The following is a 20,536-nucleotide window of genomic DNA, read 5'->3' on the forward strand; positions in this document are numbered from 1 at the left end:
TGCGCGTTTCTCTCTATTTCCTACCTGTTCCGCCCTGGTTTCCCGATTCAGACCGGCCGCCGCTTCGACAACCGCCGGCGCGATTCGCCGCCGCGCGTCGTGGCCTTGACGGCCTTCTTCGCGACTTTCTTGACGGTTTTCGCCACGGGATCGCCGTGCGCCGCGGCCTGCGGCTTCGGCACGCCGTCGGGTACGTAGTCGCCAATCGTGGATTTCAGCGGACAGACCGCGAACACCGGGCACTTGCGGCACCCGACCGCAAGCGCGACAGGACAGAGAACCATGACGTTGCTCCCCTACGTGGCACCGGGACGCGCCCGGATCGCTGCGTGGACCCGGCTCAACGATAACGCGGACGCCGCAACGAAAAAACCGCCCTTGCGGGCGGTTCTCTCCGATCCTTCCCTGTGGATGCCGGGCTTCAGCCCCGGCCGCCGCGTGAGCGGAACTCGCCGAGCGCCTGCGCGATGTCGTCGGCCATGGGCTCGATGACCTCGCGCGCCTTTTCCGACGCATTGAGCGACGTGAAGCTGACCTGCTCGGTCCAGCCCGGACCGAGTGCGCGGCGGCCCTTGAGCGCGAACGCCCGCATCGAGACCTGCGCGGTATACAGGGTCGACGCCTGGCCGTAGTAGGTCAGGACCTGCGAGCCGACCGGACGCACGTACACGACGATCACGGCATTGGCCTTGCCGGCGAGACGGCCGACGTCGCCGTCGCTGTCGTCGCGCGTGCGGCCGCCGTCGATCACGTTGAAGCCGGCGCGCTGCAGCGAACGCGTGATTTCCTGGCGCGCCGGGCCGGCGATGACGGCGTCGCCGCCGACGAGCACGGCCACGGTCGGCACGCGCGGTTCGGCCGGCGCCGACGGCGAGTCTTCCGGCGGATTCGCGCGCGCAATGCGCGTGGCCGGCGGATCGTCACGCGCGATGCGCGGCGCCGGCGCGCCGTTCTCGCTCGCGCGCGCCGCGGCGAGATCGCGCAGCGCATCGACGCGCGAGGCGCGCGGCTCGGGGCCGTCGGCGGCGGTCGACGCCGGCGTGTCTGTGCTCGCTACGGTCTGCGACGTCGTCGGCCCGACCGGCGCCGTCGTCGACGGCGCGGGCAGCGTCGATGCGGCGGCAGTCGGATCGTTCGCCGGCGTCGTGGAAGCCGTCGTGTTCGCGACTGGCGCATCGGGCGTGGTCGCCGCCGGCAGCGTCGCGACCGTGGCCGGCGGCGTCGTGGTTGCCGCTGGCGTCGCGGCCGGCTGCGTCGGCGTCGTGGTAGCCGGCGTCGTCGTGGCGACGGTCGTCGCCGCCGACTTCAGGAACGGGATCTGGTCGCGGAATGCGAACACGCTGCCGCCGACGGCGAGCAGCAGGACCGCGGCGATCGCCCACGGCAGCGGCGAGCTGCGGCGTGCCGGCGCGGCCTGCTGCGGCACGCGGCTCTGGCGCGTCGCATGCGGCGCGGCCTGCATCGGCGGCGGCGTCGGCATCGGTCCCGCCGAGGTACCGGCATTGAGCTGGCCCGGACGCGGCGTCGGCACGGTCTGCGGCAGTGAACGTTGCGCCGACACCGGCGTCTTCATGCCGATCACGGTGGCCGCGGCGGTCGAGATCATCGGTTTCACGCCGATCGTCGGCGCACCGGCCAGCAGCGGATGCTGGCGCAGGTCGTCGGCAAGTTCGTGGCAATTGTTGTACCGCTCGTTCGGGTCCTTCGCGATCATGCGCGACAGGATCCGCGACAGCTCCGCGTCGACGTCGCTGTTGAGCTGGCGCACGTCGGGGATTTCCGCGCGGACGACTTCGAGCATGAGGCCGAGCGGCGACTCGTCGGTGAACGGCATGCGGCCGGTCAGCATCTCGAACAGCACGATGCCGAGCGAGAAGATGTCCGAGCGCGAATCGACCGGCTTGCCGAGGCAGACTTCCGGCGACAGATAACCCGGCGTGCCGACGAATTCGCCGGTCGACGTGAGTTTCTTCGAGAAGTCCTGCGTCACGAGCGCGATGCCGAAGTCGGCGATCTTGATCGCGCCGCGACTCGTGACCATGAGGTTGCCGGGCTTGATGTCGCGATGGATCACGCCCTTGTCGTGCGCGCTCGCGAGGCCCATCGCGGTCTGGTAGATCACGCGCGCCGCCTGTTCGGGGCGCAGCTTGCCGTCGCGCTTGAGCAGCGAACCCAGTGATTCGCCTTCGACGAACTCCATGACGAAGAAGGTCTGCCCTTCGTGCTCGCCGATGAAGTAGATCTGGATGATGTGCGGGTCGTTCAGCGAGGCCATGCTGCGCGCTTCGCGCAGGAACCGCTCCTTGACGCTTTCGTCGTGGGCCAGCGATTCGGCCAGCACCTTGATCGCGACGTAGCGGTTGAGCGAGGACTCGTAACCCTTGTAGACCACGCCCATTCCGCCGCGCCCGAGTTCGGCAACGATGTCGTAGTGGCCCAGCTGCGTTTTCATGACGGCTCCGGTTAGGCGATGACGCCTGTTGACTCTGTTGACAAGCTTAGCACCGTATGTTCTCGGTGCCGTGGCGGGATTGGCGCGTCCCGGCGTGAACCGCTCACTGAGCGAACGTGACCGGCTTCGCATTCGGCGCAGCGTTCCCGCCGCTGCCCTATCAATACGCAAAACGGCCGGCGGCGCTGGCAGCGAACACGGCGTTTCGGCGTGCGCGCTCACAAACCTGAATACGCCCGGTCACGGCGGCCTCGCGCGCGCAGAAGAGCGCAACGAGACTTACATGTTGGTGTCGCAGAATCGATACGAACGGAAATTTCCAAACTCCCTAACATCACGCGTGCTATCAGCCAGCGGATGACTGCGAAACCCCGCCTCGCCCTGATCCTCATCGTGCTCGCGTTCGCGCTGGGCCTGCTGCGCGCCGTGCCGCTGCTGACGCATGCGCCGCTGCTCGCCATCGCGAACAGCTTCGACCAGGCCCGCTATACCGGCTGCTTCGACCTGTTCCCCGATCGTCCCGCAGCGATACGTCCCGACGAAAACAGCCCGAACGCACCGTTTGAGTTCTATCGCTTCCAGAAGAATCCGGTGCGGCTGTGCTACGGCTCGAGCGAACTGCTGCCGCAGGCCGTCGCCGTCGGCGTATACAAGATTCAAGAATCCCAAGGTGTCGAACGCCACTCGGTGCGCTGGATAGGCGGGTTGAGGTTGTTCGTGCTGAGCCTGCTCGTCGCCCTGTTCTGCCGCGCCTGGTGGAAACGCGGCCTGTGGCCCGCGGCGCTTGCCAACGCGGTCGTGTTCGCCGCGGTGCTGACGGACCCGTCGGACACGATGTACTTCAACACGTTCTACGCCGAAGCGACCGCGCTCGTCGCGGCGTATGCGTTGTTCAACCTGATCCTGCTCCATGCGCACAGTCCGCGCACGCGCGGCGGCATCGCGCTGCTCGCGCTCGCCGCGCTCGCGCTTGCGACGAGCAAGATCCAGCACCTCGTACTGCCGCTGTGCCTCGCCGCCGGCGTGCTCGCGTTCGGACGCTGGCATCTGGGCCGCTGGCCCTGGCAGGGCTGGGCGCTGCTCGCCGGCGCCGTGATCGGCTGCGGCATCCAGGTCACGCAGCTTGCGCGCGGCGACACGATGATGAACTCGATCCGCTCGTTCAACCGCGCGAATCTCGTGTTCACGGGGCTGCTGCCCGCGGTGTCCGATCCGCTCGCGACGACGCAGCGTCTCGGCCTGCCGGCCGCCTGCGCGGCACATGTGGGCAAATCGGCCTGGCAGCTGCCCGGGCTTGCCGAAGACGTCTGCCCCGGCATGGAAAAGCTCGGCCGCACCGATGTCGTCATCGAATTCCTGCGCGAACCCGTCGCGCTGCTGCGCTTCTTCGGCAACGGCATCGCCGTGCTGAATCCGTGGCTGCCGCGCAATCTCGGCCATGTCGAAGGCGAGATCCTCGGCAAGCTGCCGCCGCAGTTCGTCAGCTGGAACGGCCTGCTCGACCGTCAGCCCGTGCTGCGCAATCTGCTGTTCGCGCTGCCGCTGCTGATGGCCGTCGTCGCGCTGCGGCGGCGCGACCGCTTCGCGCTGTTCGCGCTGCTCGCGGCCATGCTGCCGCCCGCCACGTTCGGCATCACGATCTTCGGCGACGGGCTGGCCGACGTCGCCAAGCAGGGGCACCTGATCTTCAACACGACGCTCGCGTTCGCCTGCACGGCGATCGTGCTCGGCGTCTGCGCGCTCGTCGCGCGCCGGTCGCTGAGCGCGCCGCTAGCGCTGGACCGTATGAATGCCGTCCAGTTCGACCAGCAGTTCGGCGCGGCAAATGTCGCCGAGCAGGACGAGTCGCTTCGCCGCGTCGGGTAGGCGCTGCTCCAGCAGCGCGCTCGTCGGCGCGAGATCGTCGCGGTGCCGCACGTAGGCCTTGAGCACGCTGCCCGCGCCGAAACCCGGCAGGTTGCCGGCGCTCGCGAGCAGGCTGTCGAGATTCGCGAAGGTTTCGTCGAGCTGCGCCGGCAGGTCGCCGCCGTGGCGCGACTGATGGCCGACGACGGCCGCAGTCCCCGAAATGTGCAGCTGCGGCTCGGCGCAGGGGCCGCGCATCGCGCGCGCGAACGTCGGCGAGGTCGGGCCGTATTCGCGCGGATAGCGCCAGGCGCTGACCTGCCGCGGATTCTCGACGGCGACGCCGGCTTGGCGCGCGGCGAGCCAGTACACCTGCAGCACGGCCTCGCCGTCGCTGCGGCCGATCGCGCTCGCGGCCGCAAAACCCTGCCGATGCACGCTGCGCATGCCTGCCGAGCGGCCGGTGCAGAAATGTTTGTAGCGTTCCGCGTCGCCGGCGCCTTCGTTGATCGCGGCGAGGTAGTTCCAGATGCGCAGCAGATGCGGCCATCGCCGCGTCAGCGTGAAGCGCGAGAGTTCCGCATAGGCCGCCTCGGTCGCCGCGGCGAGGTCGGCGTAGTCGGCTTCGGCAACTTCGACGCTCGCGAAGCAGTAGTCCGGCGAGCCGGCCCAGCGCACCGCACCGTCGCGACCGTGTTCGACCACGCCCGGCACGCGCCACACCTCGAACGGCGCGGTACCGCCGAGGGGTTCGAGCCCGACGCGCAGGTAACGCGGATCGCCCGACTGCGGCGCCGCGCGGCCGAAGCCGATCACGGCGAGCACGTCGGGCGCGGAAAGCAGACTGTCGAGTCCGGCGTCGACGTAACTCACGTCCAACGCCGGCAAGCCGTGTTCGCTGCTCATGCGGGCAGGATCCCGCGGAAAGGCGCAACGAGGCGCAGCGTCAAAGGCGATGGCATGTCGGCGAATGGGGTCCCTGAACCCGCCGGGATGGCCGGGCAAACCCGTATGATACACTCGCGCGCCGCAGCGGCCGCCGGTCCGGCGCCGCGCCGACTCAGTGGAAACCCCGATGGCGCAACTCTCTCCCGCCGAGCGCGAGCTCGCCGAGCTCCTGGTCGACAGCCTGAATCTGGAAGGCGTGGCCCCTGACCAGTTCGAACCCGAAGCCCCGCTGTTCGGCGGAGATCTCGGCCTGGACTCGATCGATGCGCTCGAAATCGCGCTCGCGGTGTCCAAGCGCTACGGCTTCCAGCTGCGTTCCGACAACGAAGAAAACAAGCGGATCTTCGGTTCGCTGCGCGCGCTGTCGGCGCATATCGAGCAGCACCGCGTCAATTGACCGCAGGCGGGGACGTTCCTGTCCCGTCCGCTTCACACCCCGCTTTTCCCGCCGCATTCGCGCCGGAACCGAAGGTCGCGTCGACCACGGCCCGCGCCGGCGCAGCGGCGACCAGTCCGAACGCGACGGCGGCCACGCCCGAAAAAACCCGACTACGCATTGCTCTCGCCCCACCGGGACATCCGGTGAACGCAGGCTAGAGAGCGGCCGCCGGACGCGGCACTGGCCGTAGGCAGGTGCCTGTCGGGGGATCGGGAATGGGGAATCGTCAGAAGCGGAAGCGGGATCGCTTTTACGATTCCCGGTTCCCGACTCTCGATTCCCGCACCGTCACGACGGATCCACCGGCGTCGTGCCGCCGGAGAAGTCCGTCGCCGACTGGCGCCGGCGTTCGCGCAGGTCGTCCCACCAGCGCTTGAAGTTCGCGAGCCCCGTCGCGGCATAGATCGCCTTGAACAAGTGCAGGCGGCGCATGACCGGGCCGCTGTCGAACACATCGCCGGCGAGCATTGAGATCACGCCCTGCTCGACTTTCAGCACGTTGCGCGGCGATGCGAACAGGCTGCGCATGACCGGCGAATTGAAGCGATAGATGAACCACGAGAACACGCGCACGCCGCGGCGGATGCGTTTTTCGAACGCCGCCTGCAGTGCGGATTCCTGTTGCGGATTCCTGAGGACCGCATCGACGAGCGCCGCGGCGTGCTTGCCGCTGTGCATCGCGAGATAGACGCCGGAGGAGAACACCGGATCGACGAACGCGAACGCGTCGCCGACCATGACGAAGCCGCGACCGGTCATGGCGCTGCAGGTATACGAATAATTGCCGGTCACGCGGACCTCGCCGACGATTTCCGCGTCGGCCATGCGTTCGACCGCGCCGGGCATGAGCTTCAGCGTGTCGAGCAGGAATTCGGCGGTACGTCCGCGGCGCTGCTTCAGGTATTCCGGAAAGCACACGCAGCCGATGCTCATGAGGCCGTCCGACAGCGGGATGAACCAGCACCAGCCGTAGTCGAAGCGATAGATGCTGATGTTGCCGGCCTCGTCGCCGGGCCGGCGCGTGACGCCCTTGAAGTGCGCGAAGATCGCGGCACTCTGGTGCTTCTGATTCTTGACCTTGATCTTCAGCGCGTTGCCGAGCAGCGTGTCGCGGCCGCTCGCATCGACGAGGTAGCGCGCGCGGATCGCCAGCTTTTCGCCGGTTTCGACGGTCGCCTGTGCGATGCAGCTGCCGTCGGCCTGGATCTCGACGCGATCGACCTTGACGCCTTCGCGCGCATCGACGCCGCTGCGCTGCGCGTTGCGGAACAGGATCTCGTCATAGTCCTCGCGCTTGACCTGGAACGCGTAAGGCGGCGTCTTTCCGAGCGAACGGGAGAAGTGATAGGTGCGGTAGTTGTCGCCGACTTCGGGAAAATCGGCACCGAGCTTCAGCATGCCGATGCCGCGGACTTCATCGAGCACGCCGAGTTCTTCGAGGATCGGCATGTTCGCCGGCAGCAGCGATTCGCCGATATGGAAGCGCGGGTGATGGTCCTTCTCGAGCTGCAGCACATTGAGGCCGCGCCGCTGCAGCATCGTCGCGGTCGTCGATCCGGCGGGTCCGCCGCCGACGACGAGCACGTCGCAGTTGATCTGGCCGTCTGCCTGGTTTTCCATATGCCGCCGTCGCCCCAAGTGAACTGAGCGCCGTATCATAGCCGGCTTGCGCGCCGCGTCGGCCCGCGCCTCCCGCAGTTCGCGCATGACCCCGCCACCGCCGCAACGCCCGCTGCAACGACCACCTTACGCAGCCCTGACCCTGCTGCTGCTCTATCCGCTGTTGTTGCTGCTCGCGCAGCTGCTCGGGCGCAGCTGGATCTCGGCGCTCGCCGCGATCGACCTCGTCACGCTGCTGCTGCTTGGCGCTCTGGCGCGCGGCAACCGCACGGCGTGGACGGCCTGGACACTCGCAGTGACCGGCACGCTGTGGTTGATGCAGCGCCAGCAGGCCGAGATCGTGCTGCTGCTCGTACCCGTCGCGATCAATGCCGGCATGGCCTGGTTCTTCGGACGCACGCTGCTGGCCGGGCGTCGTCCGCTGGTCGCCCGCGCGATCCTCGCGTTCGAAGGCGAGCAGCGGCTCGCCCAGCCCGGCGTGCGCGACTACGCGCACAGCCTCACGATCGCCTGGACGCTGCTGCTCGGCACGCAGGCACTCGTGATGCTGACCTGCGCGATCGGCGCGACGCCGGGCGGCATCTTCGCGCGGCTCGGTCTCGCCGTGCCGTTCGCGGTGTCCGACTACTGGGCGAACTGGTATCTGCACCTCGGCGGCTTCGTCGTGATCGGCCTGTTCTCGCTGGCCGAGTTCGCCTGGCGCCACTGGCATCTGCGGCACCTCGCGCACGATTCGCCGCGTCGCTATTTCGGCAAGGTGGTGCAGAACTGGCGGCGCGTGTTGCACGACGGCGCGGACGGCGACTGACCGCGGCCCGGCGCTTGCCGCGCTGCGTCAAACCCGCGATGCTTGCGCCGCGCCGGAGGGGCGGCCGGGCCGATTTCCTGCAGCAGACACCTGTATCGGCGTTCCGGTGCGAGGCTTCGCACGTCCGGGACAGTACGACCGACGCCGACGCGTCGCGGTCGGCAGGAACAGTCCGGCGCTCCCCGAGCCCTGCAATTCGCCGAGGCGTCAGTCGTGCATCACGAAGATTTCCGCATTCCGGCCGAGCATCCGAGTCTGGCCGGCCACTTTCCGGGCAACCCCGTCGTGCCGGGCGTCGTCGTGCTCGACGAAGTCGCCGCGGCGCTGCGCCGCCGTCACGACCGGCGCATCGCCGGATTTCGCCAGGTCAAGTTCATGGCGCCGCTGCTGCCCGGACAGGACGCCTCGCTCGAACTCGATATCGCGGACGAACGCCTGCGTTTCCGCGTATTGCGCGGCGGCGAGCTGATCGCCAGCGGCGAGGCGAGCACGGCATGAGCAATCCCCACTGGACCGACCGCCCCGAAGGCGGCGGCCGTTTCGCGATCTGGCTGATCCGCTCGATCGCGCTGTACGGCGGACGCCCGGTCGCTCGGCTGTTCCTGTATCCGATCACGCTGTATTTCTATCTGCGCCGCCGTCCGGAGCGCGAAGCCTCGCGCGCGTTCCTGAGCCGCGTGCTCGGCCGCCCGGCCGGCACCTTCGACGTGATGCGTCACATCCACCGCTTCGCCGGCGTGATCCTCGACCGCGTATTCCTGCTCGCCCGCGACGACGCGCGCCAGTTCGATCTCGAGATCCACGGCCTCGACCTGCTGTTCGACACCTACGACCAGGGCCGCGGCATGCTGCTGCTCGGCTCGCATCTCGGGAGCTTCGAGATCCTCCGCGTACTCGCGCGCGAACGGCCCGAAATCCAGCTCAAGGTCGTGCTCGACAAGTCGCAGACGCCGGCGATCACCGAACTGCTGCATGCGCTGAATCCGGCGATCGGCCGCAGCGTCATCGATGCATCGGGCGGCGGCACGGCCATCGTGCTCGGCATCAAGGAAGCCGTCGACCAGGGCGCGGTCGTCGCGCTGCTCGGCGACCGTGCGCGGCTGCAGGAACCGACGCGGCAGGCCCCGTTTTTGGGCCAGTCCGCGCCGCTGCCGGTCGCGCCGTACCTGATCGCGTCCGTGCTCGACACGCCGGTGCTGCTCTGCTTCGGCCTGTATCGCGGCGGCAATCGCTATTCGCTGCACTTCGAACATTTCGCCGACCGCATCGAGATTCCGCGCAGCGAACGCAATGCGCGCCTCGACGCCTGGCTTGCGCGCTATGCGCAGCGGCTGGAACATCATGCGCGCCTCGATCCCTACAACTGGTTCAATTTCTATGATTTCTGGCACAGCGATCGCATTGAGCCTGTTGTTGCCGCTGGGGAGCCGCGCCGCGCCTGAGCCGCCGGCCTGCAGCACCGACTGCCCGTCGGCGCAGACCGTCGCGCTGATCGAGAAACTCAAGCGTCCGCTGCCGGCGCAGACCGGCTACACCGAAGTGCGTTTCGTGCAGATGCTCGATGCGCCGCTGACGCTGCGCGGCGAACTGACCTATTCGAGCGCCGACGAACTCGGCAAGCGCGTCGTCTCGCCGTACGAGGAAACCACGACGATCGCGAACGGCCAGGTACAGATCGCGCGGCCCGGCAAGCCGGCGAAGCGCTTCAGCCTCAAGCGCGCACCGGCACTGGCCGGATTCCTCGAAAGCTTCAGCGCGACACTGGCCGGCGACGCGCAGCGCCTCGCGCGCAGCTATGTGCTGACCAGCGACGGCGACGCCGCGCACTGGCGCCTCGACCTCGTGCCGCGCGATCCGGCGCTGGCCAGACATGTCCAGCGCGTCGTGATTCGCGGTCATGAATCGACGCCGCGCTGCTTCGAGATCGAGGAAACCGGCGGCGACAGCAGCCTGCTGCTCGTCGACGCGCTCGCGAACACCGCGATCGACGGCACGCCGGACCGCAAGGCGCTGCAGCAGCTCTGCCAGCGCGCGCCGTGACGCTGCGCGCGCGGCTCGTCCTGCTCGCGCTCTGGCTCGCGCTGCTCGCGGGCCTGCTCGCCTATATCCTCGGCGCGCTGAAGATCAGCACGGATCTGCGCAGCTTCATGCCGCCGGCGCGCACGCCCGAGCAGCGCCTGCTGCTCGACGAGATCGGCGAAGGTCCGGGTTCGCGCCTGCTGCTGCTCGCGATCGACGGCGACGAACCCGACACGCTCGCGGACATCAGCAAGGCGCTCGTGCCGAAGATCCGCGGCGACGCGCGTTTCGTCCGCGCGATGAACGGCGAAGGCGACATCGGCGCGCTCGCCGACGACCTGCTGCCGTACCGCTATCTGCTGTCGCCGACGCTCGACGCAGAACGCTTCGACGCGGCCATGCTGCGCGACCAGCTGCAGCAGCGCGTACAGGATCTCGGCTCGCCCGCGGCGGCCTGGTTCAAGCCGCTGCTCGCGAACGATCCGACGCTGGAAACGCTGAAGCTCGCCGAAGCCTGGGCGCCGCCCGGCGAACCCGAGCGCTATGCCGAAGTCTGGTTCACGCGCGACGGCACGACCGCGCTGCTGCTCGCCGAAACCGTTGCCGGCGGCTTCGATCCGGCCGCCCAGCGCGACGCGCAGGACGCGCTCGACGGCTGGTTCCGCGAGGCGGCGAAGGACACGAAGGCGCGTCTCGTGCTCAGCGGTCCCGGTGTGTTCACGGTGCGCATCAACGCGACGACGAGCGCCGAAGCCAACCGCATCGGCCTGTACGATTCGATCGGCTTCATCACGCTGCTGCTGCTCGCCTATCGCCGCGTCGGCACGGTCATGGCCGGCGCGCTGCCGCTGGTCAGCGGCGGTCTCGCCGGCATGGCCGCGATGGCGCTCGTCTTCGGCGGCGCGCACGGCATCACGCTCGCCTTCGGCTTCACGCTGATCGGCGTCGCGCAGGACTACCCGATCCATCTGTTCTCGCACCTGCGCCGCGATCGCACGCCGGCCGCGGTCGCGAGCCTGCTCTGGCCGACGCTCGCGACCGGCGTCGCATCGACGTGCATCGCGTATCTCGCGTTCTTCGCCTCGGGCGTCGACGGGCTCGAACAGCTCGCCGTGTTCACGATCGTCGGTCTCGCGACCGCCGCGCTGACGACGCGCTTCGGCCTCGTGCATCTGCTCGGCAGCCGGCCGCATGACGCGGCGGATTCGGCCTGGCTCGCCGCGCTGTGGCGGCGCCTCGCGCGCCTGCCGCGCCCGCGCTGGCTCGCTCCGCTGCTCGCGATCGCGGCTGTCGCCGCGATGATCTGGGCGCCCGGCGCGTTCTGGGAAAACAACCTCGCCGCGCTGACGCCGGCGCCGCCCGATCTCGTCGCCCAGGACACGCGGCTGCGGCAGGAACTCGGCGCACCGGACGTGCGCTATCTGCTCGTGATCGAAGGCGCCGACGCCGACGCCGTGCTCGCGGCCAGCGAGAAACTCGAACCGAAGCTCGCGCAACTGCAGCGCGATGCCGCGATCGGCGGCTACGAGCTGCCGTCGCGCTACCTGCCGAGCCTTGCAACACAGCGCGCACGCCAGGCGAATCTGCCCGATCCGGCCACGCTGCGCAGCGCACTCGACGACGCGCAGCAGGGTCTGCCGTTCAAGCCCGGCAGTTTCGACGCGTTCCTGCGCGACGTCGAGGCCGCACGCGCACTGCCGCCGCTGACCGCGGAGCGCTTCCTTGCGTCGCCGCTGGGCCTGCGCCTGAAGGCGCAGCTGCAGCCGCGCGACGGCCACTGGATCGGTCTCGTCACGCTGTCCGGCGTCGCCGACCGCGACGCGCTGATCGGGCTCGCCGCGCAGCCCGATACACCGGCGCGCCTGCTCGATCTGAAGAACGCGTCCGAATCGCTGGTCGCCGCCTATCGCACGCGCGTGCTGTATTCGCTCGCGGTCGCGGCGCTGCTGCTGGTCGTCGTCGTGACCGTCGCGCTGCGCCGGCGCAGCCGCGTGCTGCGCGTGCTGCTGCCGATGGCCGTGACGACCTTGCTGATCCTCGCCGTGCTGCGCCTCTGCGGCGTCTCGCTGTCGCTGTTCCATCTGATCGCGCTCGTGCTCGCCGCCGGCCTCGGCCTCGACTACGCGCTGTTCTTCGAGCACGTCGAGGACGACGAACACGAACAGCGCCGCACGCTGCACGCGATCCTCGTCTGCAGCGCGAGCACCTTCCTCGTGTTCCTGCTGCTCGCGCTGTCGTCGCTGCCGGTGCTGCGCGCGATCGGCACGACGGTGACGCTCGGCGTCGCGTTCAACTTCGCGCTCGCGCTGCTGCTGACCCGGCCGCGCCAGGAAATTCCCCATGCTCGATAAGGCCCACTGGAGCGCGCTGATTCCACACCAGGGCGCGATGTGCCTGCTCGACGCCGTCGCCCACTGGGACGAGACGCATATCCATGCGCGCAGCGGCTCGCACCTGCGCAGCGACAATCCGCTGCGCCGCGACGGGCGCCTGCACGCGCTGCATCTGTGCGAATACGGCGCGCAGGCGATGGCCGTGCACGGCGGTCTGCTCGCGCAGGCCGGCGGCGGGCGCGCCGCGCCGGGCTTTCTCGTGTCGCTGCGCGACGTGCAGCTTGCGCGCGAGTTCGTCGACGACCTGCCCGGCGCGCTCGATATCCACGGCGAACGCCTGCTCGCCGGCGGGCAGAGCTGGCAGTACGCATTCCGCATCGAACACGACGGCACGACGATCGCGAGCGGCCGCGCCGCGGTGATGGTGCAGCCCGGGGCCGCGCCGTGAGCGCGCCGCACCGCAACGACACAGACGGAGACACGCAATGACGGCTTCACAACCGCGCGCGCTGGTTACCGGCGGCAGCGGCGACATCGGCGGCGCGATCTGCACCGCGCTCGCGCGCCAGGGCGCGCACGTGGTCGTGCATGCGAACAGCGGCCTCGCGCGCGCGCAGGCCGTCGTCGAGGCGATCCGCGCCGACGGTGGTTCGGCGCAGGCCGTCGCCTTCGATCTCTGCGATGCCGACGCGACGCGCGCGGCGGTCGAGGCGCTGCTCGCCGACGGCACGATCACGATCCTCGTCCACAACGCCGGCATCCACGACGACGCGCCGATGGCCGGACTGACCGATACGCAGTGGAAGCGCGTCATCGACGTGTCGCTGCACGGCTTCTTCCATGTCACGCAGCCGCTGCTGCTGCCGATGGGCCGGCAGCGCCGCGGACGCATCGTCGCGATGTCGTCGGTCGCCGCGGTGCTCGGCAATCGCGGCCAGACCAACTACGCGGCGGCGAAGGCCGGGCTGCACGGCGCGGTCAAATCGCTCGCGCGCGAAATGGCGAGCCGCGGCATCACGGCCAATGTCGTCGCACCCGGCGTCATCGCCGGACGACTGACCGACGCAACGTTCGCGCCGGAGCAGATCCGCCAGATCGTACCGATGGCGCGCGCCGGCAAGCCCGAGGAAGTCGCCGCACTCGTCGCGTTTCTGGCAAGCGATGCGGCCGGCTACATCTCGGGCCAGGTCATCGGCATCGACGGCGGCATGAGCTGAGGGCGCTCAACGGTTCGTGGCCGTCCGGAATACTGCGGCGAGGACGCGCACGGACGCGGCACCTTGGCAGGCCGCAGCCACAACGCGACCGACATTGCCACCCCTCGCTCGAAGCTGGGGCGGGCGGCGAAATCGGCGCAGCATGCGGCGGCAGTCGATACAGGAATCGCGGAATCGGCGACATCGCGCGGCGCAGCCGCGCCGGTGGACGCCGGTTCGCACAGGGGACGGCGAACCGGCACGCGCCATTCGCCGCGGTTGTTCCAACAAGGGGAAAAATCCATGTCGTTCCGTACCGCCGCCTTGATCGCCGCGCTCGCCGCCGGCACCGCGCAGGCCGACGTCGTCACGCTGCAGCGCACCGCGCCCTGGGTCGACGAGACCCGGATCGCATCGAACATCCGCGCCGAATGCGATCTGCCGAACAAGCTGCCGGCCTACATCGCCGAATACGCCGAAGAAAAACGCATCAGGACGCGCTTCTCTGACGCCGTGGCGCCCGGCGACGCCGGCCGCGTGCTCATCGTCGAGATCGACGAAGCGGTCTCGCGCGGCAACGCCTTCATCGGCCACCAGAAGTTCACGCGCGCGAAAGGCGCGCTCTACGAGAACGGCGCGGAGATCGGCAACTTCGTCGCGCAGCGCTACTCGATGGGCGGAGCATTCGCCGGCTACAAGGGCTCGTGCTCGGTGCTCGGCCGCACGGTCAAGGCCATCGGCAAGGACGTCGCCGAGTGGATGGCCGCGCCGACGAAGGACGCGCGGCTCGGGGATCAATGATCGCCGTGGGCGAATTGCGCCACGCCGCGAATCTGCGGGCAGCGTCGAGTGCGCCAGAAACGAGTGGGAGGCGTGAGAAAGGAGTGGCATGAGCTTTGACTCTTTTCTCGCTCCTCTTCACTCTCGACTGCGTTCTCCCGACATGCCAGACCCGATGAACACGATCAATTTCTACCGCACGACGGATGACTACGGCGAGTTCTCCAACTTCTCGCACCACCGAATCTGGCTCGACGGCGCGCACTGGCCGACGTCGGAACACTATTTCCAGGCGCAGAAGTTTCACGACGCGGCCTATCGCGAACGCATCCGCCGCGCCCACTCGCCGATGGACGCGGCCAACCTCGGTCGCGATCGCAAACAGAAACTGCGCAGCGACTGGGAGTCGGTCAAGGTCGAGGTCATGCGCAAGGCGCTGCGCGCGAAATTCACGCAGCACGACGAACTCAGGCAACTGCTGCTGGACACGGGCGACGCGAAACTCGTCGAACACACCGGGAACGACAGCTACTGGGGCGACGGCGGCGACGGTCGCGGCAGGAACATGCTCGGGCAGCTGCTGATGCAGGTGCGGGAAGAGCTGCGTGGCGCGTAGGTACCTGCCGGGCCTACGGCACCGCACGATGGAGTGGTGGGCGAGGAAGGAATCGAACCTCCTGGACTACTCGAGTCCCTGATTTACAGTCAGGACCGCTACCGTTTACGGGTTACTCGCCCAATTTGAACTCTTTAACTGCAGTACTCGGACATTGCGCGTGCTGCATCGCTTGCGCGCGGCTGCGCCGCGTGCAGACAGATCCGCAACGACAAAAAGAAAAAACCCCGGTTTGAGGCCGGGGTTTTTTTGGCTGGAGCTGCAAGTGATCAGCTCAAACGCAAAAATCTCCGCGGCTCGAAAGGCGACGGAGATAGCAATAGCGTGCGTTGTTGAGCTTGGTCGTCATGGCGGCGCACTCTATTGCCGGTATCGCAGGCTGTCAACCGCATATTCGTGAAAACTGTGCCCAATGAACCGGTGACTCGTCTCTTCCTGCAAAAAGCAGCGATCTACGGAGAAAGGGATGCCTCACCGCACAACGATCAACAGCCCACGCGGGCTGTGGCGGAACCGCATCATCGATGTGTCCGCGCCCGGCGAATCGCCGGGCACGAAAACGTGCGGTGGAACATTGAAACAATGCCGCACGCCCGTTTTCGGCGTGGGTTCTTCGCAGCGCAGTTACTGTGATGTTGCGGTTCGCCTGAAGCTCACCGCCAACCTGCGCGCGCCCCATATCGCGCAAAAAGAAACGCCGCGGCAAAGGCATGGGGAGGGTCTACGGGGGGAGGCCATGCTTCGTCCGCGGCGCAAGGACCGCTATCGGATTCGTTGTTGTTGTCAGTCAGGCATCGTCATCGGCTCATCGAATACGGCCGGTCGCCGCGCGCGGTGGCCCATTTGCGGTTCGGCGTCGCCTGCATGACGAAGCGCAGTTCGCCGCCTTCGAGTATCTGCGCGTGCGTGATCACGCTCTTCGTCAGCGGACGGCCGTTCAACGTGACGCTGCCGATGTAGCGATGGCCGTCGTCGAGTCCGTCGGCGACGACGGTGAAGGTCTTGCCGTTGGGCAGGGCCAGCGCGGCGCGGCGCAGGAATGGGCGGCCGATCACGTATTCGTTGCTGGCCGGCGCGACCGGATAGAAGCCGAGCGCCGTGAACACGTACCAGGCCGACATCTGTCCGAGATCGTCGTTGCCGACGAGGCCCGCGGGCGTCGGCGCGTACTGGCTGTCCATGATCTGGCCGAGGCGCTCCTGGCTGCGCCACGGCTGGCCCGCGTAGACGTAGAGATAGGCGACGTGGTGGCTCGGCTCGTTGCCGTGCGCGTACCAGCCGATCAGGCCCGTGATGTCTTCCATGTGCGCGAACAGCTTCGGATCGACCTTGGCGTCGAACACCTGATCGATGCGCTTGACGAAATTCGCGTCGCCGCCGTGCGCGCGGATCAGGCCGGCGACGTCCTGCGGCACGTACCATGAGTATTGCCAGGCATTGCCTTCGGTGTAGTCGGTGCCGTAGCCGCTTGCGCTCGGGTCGAACGGTTCGCGGAAGCTGCCGTCGCTGTTGCGCGCGCGCATGAAACTGGTCTTCGCATCGAATGCGTGGCGCCAGTTGCCGGCGCGCTTCGCGAACGCCGCGGCGACGTCCTTGCGTCCCATCGACTCGGCGACGCGCGACACGGTCCAGTCGTCGAACGCGTATTCCAGCGTCTTGGATGCCGCCTCGCCGACCTGATCGATCGGCACGTAGCCGAGCTGCCGGTACTGCGCGATGCCGCCGTAAGGGCCGTAGTCGGCGCTCGCGACCATGGCCTGCAGCGCCTCGTTCTCGTCGTAGCCGCGGATGCCCTTGAGATATGCGTCGGCGATCACCGGTACCGCGTGATAGCCGATCATGCACCACGTCTCCAGGCCGTGGAACGCCCAGACCGGCAGGATGCCGTGCGCGCTGTGGCGCCGCGCCGCGAGCAGCGACTGCACGACGTCGTTGGTGTACTGCGCCGGCTGGATGAGCGTCAGCAGCGGATGCTGCGCGCGGTACGTGTCCCAGAGTGAAAACGTGGAAAGATTGCGCCAACCCTGGGCCTGGTGCACGGCATTGTCGGGACCGCGATAGCGGCCGTCGCTGTCCATGAACAGGCTCGGCGCCTGCAGCGTGTGATAGACCGCGGTGAAGAACGCCTTGCGCCGGGCTTCGTCGGCGTCGACGCGGAATACGCCGAGCGCGCGCGTCCATGCCGCCTTCGCCTTCGCCGCGGCCGCGTCGAAATCCCAGCCGGGCATTTCCGCGTCGAGGTTGGCGATCGCGCCTTCCTCGCTGACCGGCGACAGGGCGACCTTGACGATGGCCTGCGTCGTGCCGGCCGGCAGGTCGAGCACGCCGACCAGCGCGCGGCCTTCGAGGTTCGCGCGTTCGCCGGGCTTGTCCGCGGCCGGCGGCGCGAATCCTTTGTAATAAATATCTTTTTCCGTGTTGTGCAACTCCTTCCCGGCTATCGGCGTCGACACGCGCAGCGCGAAGTAGAGCTGCCGGCCCGGCGCCCAGCCGCGCGTTTCGCGCATGCCGGTCAGCGTGCCGTCGTCGCGCAGGCGCAGCCGAGACCAGAGCACCTTGCCCGGGTAGTCGTACAGGCTCGTGCGCAGATCGATCAGCAGATGCGCCGGCCTGTCCTTCGGAAACGTATAGCGGTGCACGCCGATGCGCTCGCCCGCGGTGAGTTCCGCGCGGATGCCGTAGTCGCTGAGGCTCACCGCGTAGTAGCCGGGGCGCGCCTGCTCGTCCGCGTGCGAGAAGCGCGAGCGGTAGCCGCTGCCGGGCTGGCTGCTGTCGCCGGGGTCGAGCTTCACCTCGCCGGCGATCGGCATCACGAGCACGTCGCCGAGATCGGAATGGCCGGTGCCGGAAAAATGCGTATGCGAGAAGCCGACGATGCCGTCGTCGTCGTAGCGGTAGCCCGCGGCCCAGCCGTAGGCCTGCTTGCGTTCGCGGATCTGCGTGTCGGGGCTCAGCTGGACCATGCCGAACGGCACGACCGCGCCCGGAAACGTGTGACCGTCGCCGCCCGTGCCGATGAACGGATCGACGGCCGCGTACGCGAGTTCGCCGCTGTCCGCATCGTCAGCGAGAACGGTGGACAGGCAGGCCGTGATGCCGAACAGGCCGAAGGCAATCCGCGCGAGCAGGGGCATGGGTGTTCCCGGAATTTGGATCGGTCTAAATTCAACCTAGCACGGTCGTACGGTTTCGGCTTGCTGCAGTGCAGGATGTGCGTTTCCCCGGGCACGGGCACACTCGAACCGAATTTGGATCGATCTAAACTTATGTCCGGATCCCGACGCCGCTCCGTCACGCTCAGCGACATCGCCGCCAGTTGCGGCGTGTCGCGCGCGACCGTGTCGCTCGTGCTGCGCCAGAGCCCGCTCGTGAATGCGCAGACGCGCGACCGCGTCGAAGCGGAATTCAAGCGCGTCGGCTACGTCTACAACCGCGCCGCCGCGAGCCTGCGCACGCGCCGGTCGAGCAGCGTCGCGCTCGTCGTCAATGACCTTTCCAACCCGTTCTTCGCGGAATTTGCGGCCGGCGTCGACGAGGCGCTCGCCGCGGCCGGTTTCGTGACGCTGCTCGGCAGCACCGGCGAGTCGGCCGAACGCCAGCAGGCCGTGCTGCAGTCGCTGATGGAACACGATCCGGCCGGCGTGATCCTGTCGCCGGCCGAAGGCAGCGAAACGGTGCGCGTGCGCCAGGCGGTCGGCGCGCACGCGCCGGTCGTCGTGTTCAACCGCGAGCTGCGCGACAGCGGCTGGGACCAGCTCAGCCTCGACAACGCCGACGGCGCGCGCCAGGCCGCGCAGCATTTGCTGCAGTGTGGACATCGCCGCATCGCGTTCTTCGGCGGCCACGCGGGATCGAGCTCCTGTCGTCAGCGCCGCGAAGGGTACATGCAGGCGCTGCAGGCCGCGGGGATCGAGATCGAGCCGCAATGGCTCGTCGAGACCGCGCCGACGCGGCTCGAAGCGGCGGCCCAGGCCGGCGCACTGTTCGCGCGCGAGCGCGCGCCGACCGCGGCAGTCTGCTACAACGACGCGGTCGCACTCGGCCTGATGCTCGGCCTGCAGGCGCGCGGACGCGTGCCCGGCAGCGATTTCGCCGTGACCGGCTTCGACGACATTCCGGAAGCCGCGGTCAGCGTGCCGCCGCTGACGACGCTCGCGGCCGATCCGCGCGCACGCGGCCGCCAGGCGGCGCAGCGGATCCTCGCGCGCGTCGGCATTCGCGACGGCGCCGCGTCCGAGGACATCGCGCTCGATCGCGCGTCGCCGCCCGCGCACATCATCGTCCCCGTCCGCCTGATCGTGCGCGCGAGCACCTGCGCGCCGGCACGTCCCTGACACTCCGACCGGACCGCACCCCATGCAGGCTCGCGCCAGCACGTCCCCGCGCATCGCGCTGATCGTCACGACGACGATCTTCTTTCTCTGGGGCTTTCTCACGAGCCTCAACGACGTGCTGATTCCGCATCTGAAAGCCGTGTTCGAGCTGAACTACGCACGCAGCATGCTCATCCAGTTCACGTTCTTCGGCGCGTATTTCGTGATGTCGCTGCCGGCCGGACACGTGGTCGCGCGGCTCGGCTACAAGCACAGCATGGTCTGCGGCCTGCTGGTCGCCGGCCTCGGCGCACTCGGTTTCCTGCCGGCGGCGCAGTGGCAGTCGTACAACCTGTTCCTCGGCGCGCTGTTCGTCATGGCCAGCGGCATCACCTTGCTGCAGGTGTCGGCGAATCCCTACGTCAGCCTGCTCGGCGACGAAGCCGGCGCGTCGAGCCGGCTCACGCTCGCGCAGGCGCTCAATTCGCTGGGTCACACCGTCGGCCCCGCGGTCGGCGGACTGCTGATCCTGTCGGCCGCCGTGCTCGGCGCCGACGCGCTGGCCGCGCTGACGCCCGAGCAGCTGCAGCAGTACCGCGCGACCGAGGCCAGGGCCGTGCAGCTGCCCTATCTCGGACTCGCGATCGTCCTGTTCGCGATCGCCGCATTCGTATATCTGTTCCGTCTGCCGCATCTGACCGAGGCGGCCGGCGCCGGCGACGGCGCACACAGCCTCGGACAGGCCTGGCAGCAGCCGTCGCTGCGCCATGCCGTGATCGGGATATTCCTGTACGTCGGTGCGGAGGTCGCCATCGGCAGCCTGCTGATCAACTATCTCGCGGATCCGCAGATCGTCGGGATCAGCGAGACGCATGCGTCGATCTATCTGTCCTACTACTGGGGCGGCGCAATGATCGGCCGCTTCGCCGGCTCGCTGCTGCTGCGCATCGTCGAGCCGCCGCGTCTGCTCGGCGTGTTCGCCGCCGTGGCCGCGGCGCTGCTCGCGCTGAGCATGACGAGCCACGGCAGCCTCGCGCTCTGGAGCCTCGTCGCGATCGGCCTGTTCAACTCGGTGATGTTTCCGACGCTGTTCACGCTCGGCATCAAGGGACTCGGCCCGCTGACCGCCAGCGGATCGAGCCTGCTGATCATGGGCATCGTCGGCGG

General features: G+C 68.4%; 18 protein-coding genes and 1 tRNA gene. 13 read left to right on the forward strand and 6 right to left on the reverse strand.

Translation table 11 applies throughout. The features are described 5' to 3' along the window. Positions 1–47 precede the first annotated feature (47 nt). A complete protein-coding gene (locus VLF18_RS01435) occupies positions 48–284 on the reverse strand; it encodes a hypothetical protein (protein WP_325277830.1) in 237 nt (78 codons plus the stop codon). A 137-nt stretch (positions 285–421) separates the two neighbouring features. Next, on the reverse strand, positions 422–2,452 hold the full coding sequence (locus VLF18_RS01440; protein ID WP_325277831.1) for a serine/threonine-protein kinase: 2,031 nt from the start codon (positions 2,450–2,452) through the stop codon (positions 422–424). Positions 2,453–2,809: 357 nt separating this feature from the next. Between VLF18_RS01440 and VLF18_RS01445 the strand changes: the two genes are divergently transcribed. Beyond that, the gene (locus tag VLF18_RS01445) at positions 2,810–4,318 is read left to right on the forward strand and encodes a hypothetical protein (protein ID WP_325277832.1); all 1,509 of its coding nucleotides are present in this window, start codon (positions 2,810–2,812) and stop codon (positions 4,316–4,318) included. Here the strand turns inward: VLF18_RS01445 and VLF18_RS01450 are convergent. Beyond that, positions 4,223–5,203, reverse strand: a complete 981-nt coding sequence (locus tag VLF18_RS01450; protein ID WP_325277833.1) for a pteridine-dependent deoxygenase — start codon at positions 5,201–5,203, stop codon at positions 4,223–4,225. The two genes, VLF18_RS01445 and VLF18_RS01450, sit on opposite strands and share 96 nt — an antisense overlap. A 169-nt stretch (positions 5,204–5,372) precedes the next feature. Here VLF18_RS01450 and VLF18_RS01455 point away from each other — a divergent pair, with 169 nt between their 5' ends. Next, positions 5,373–5,642: a phosphopantetheine-binding protein gene (locus VLF18_RS01455; RefSeq protein ID WP_325277834.1), complete on the forward strand. Its 270-nt coding sequence runs from the start codon at positions 5,373–5,375 to the stop codon at positions 5,640–5,642. Positions 5,643–5,972: 330 nt separating this feature from the next. Here VLF18_RS01455 and VLF18_RS01460 read toward each other — a convergent pair whose 3' ends face one another. Beyond that, positions 5,973–7,304 carry an NAD(P)/FAD-dependent oxidoreductase gene (locus tag VLF18_RS01460; protein WP_325277835.1) on the reverse strand — a complete coding sequence of 444 codons (1,332 nt, stop codon included), beginning with the start codon at positions 7,302–7,304 and terminating at the stop codon, positions 5,973–5,975. Between the two features lie 85 nt (positions 7,305–7,389). Between VLF18_RS01460 and VLF18_RS01465 the strand changes: the two genes are divergently transcribed. From VLF18_RS01465 to VLF18_RS01505, 9 genes are all read left to right on the forward strand, one after another. Then, positions 7,390–8,112, forward strand: a complete 723-nt coding sequence (locus tag VLF18_RS01465) for a xanthomonadin biosynthesis protein (protein ID WP_325277836.1) — start codon at positions 7,390–7,392, stop codon at positions 8,110–8,112. A gap of 213 nt (positions 8,113–8,325) precedes the next feature. After that, on the forward strand, positions 8,326–8,610 hold the full coding sequence (locus tag VLF18_RS01470; RefSeq protein ID WP_325277837.1) for a hydroxymyristoyl-ACP dehydratase: 285 nt from the start codon (positions 8,326–8,328) through the stop codon (positions 8,608–8,610). Continuing rightward, positions 8,607–9,554 carry an acyltransferase gene (locus VLF18_RS01475; protein WP_325277838.1) on the forward strand — a complete coding sequence of 316 codons (948 nt, stop codon included), beginning with the start codon at positions 8,607–8,609 and terminating at the stop codon, positions 9,552–9,554. Before VLF18_RS01470 ends, VLF18_RS01475 begins: the two co-directional genes overlap by 4 nt. After that, entirely contained in the window at positions 9,490–10,152 is a 663-nt protein-coding gene (locus tag VLF18_RS01480) for a LolA-related protein (RefSeq protein WP_325277839.1), read from the forward strand. Before VLF18_RS01475 ends, VLF18_RS01480 begins: the two co-directional genes overlap by 65 nt. After that, entirely contained in the window at positions 10,149–12,482 is a 2,334-nt protein-coding gene (locus VLF18_RS01485) for an MMPL family transporter (protein WP_325277840.1), read from the forward strand. Before VLF18_RS01480 ends, VLF18_RS01485 begins: the two co-directional genes overlap by 4 nt. Next, positions 12,472–12,912 (forward strand): phosphotransferase, encoded by a 441-nt coding sequence (locus VLF18_RS01490; protein WP_325277841.1) that lies wholly within the window; start codon positions 12,472–12,474, stop codon positions 12,910–12,912. The genes VLF18_RS01485 and VLF18_RS01490 overlap by 11 nt, the downstream gene beginning before the upstream one ends. Positions 12,913–12,949: 37 nt before the next feature. Then, on the forward strand, positions 12,950–13,681 hold the full coding sequence (gene fabG / locus VLF18_RS01495) for a 3-oxoacyl-ACP reductase FabG (protein ID WP_325277842.1): 732 nt from the start codon (positions 12,950–12,952) through the stop codon (positions 13,679–13,681). A 282-nt stretch (positions 13,682–13,963) separates the two neighbouring features. Next, on the forward strand, positions 13,964–14,461 hold the full coding sequence (locus VLF18_RS01500) for a hypothetical protein (RefSeq protein WP_325277843.1): 498 nt from the start codon (positions 13,964–13,966) through the stop codon (positions 14,459–14,461). A gap of 154 nt (positions 14,462–14,615) precedes the next feature. Next, complete coding sequence (locus VLF18_RS01505; RefSeq protein WP_325277844.1) at positions 14,616–15,056, forward strand: NADAR family protein; 441 nt, start codon at positions 14,616–14,618, stop codon at positions 15,054–15,056. Positions 15,057–15,090: 34 nt separating this feature from the next. On the opposite strand, the gene VLF18_RS01510 is transcribed toward VLF18_RS01505, so the two are convergent. Next, positions 15,091–15,178: transfer RNA gene (locus VLF18_RS01510), tRNA-Tyr, on the reverse strand. Between the two features lie 675 nt (positions 15,179–15,853). Beyond that, complete coding sequence (locus VLF18_RS01515; RefSeq protein WP_325277845.1) at positions 15,854–18,190, reverse strand: GH92 family glycosyl hydrolase; 2,337 nt, start codon at positions 18,188–18,190, stop codon at positions 15,854–15,856. A 132-nt stretch (positions 18,191–18,322) separates the two neighbouring features. Between VLF18_RS01515 and VLF18_RS01520 the strand changes: the two genes are divergently transcribed. Beyond that, on the forward strand, positions 18,323–19,390 hold the full coding sequence (locus VLF18_RS01520; RefSeq protein ID WP_325277846.1) for a LacI family DNA-binding transcriptional regulator: 1,068 nt from the start codon (positions 18,323–18,325) through the stop codon (positions 19,388–19,390). A 22-nt stretch (positions 19,391–19,412) separates the two neighbouring features. Beyond that, positions 19,413–20,536 (forward strand): sugar MFS transporter (locus VLF18_RS01525; RefSeq protein ID WP_325277847.1); only part of this gene is annotated, 1,124 nt, incomplete at its 3' end.

Origin of the sequence: Tahibacter sp. (assembly GCF_035481375.1) — a bacterium.
Lineage (GTDB): Bacteria > Pseudomonadota > Gammaproteobacteria > Xanthomonadales > Rhodanobacteraceae > Tahibacter.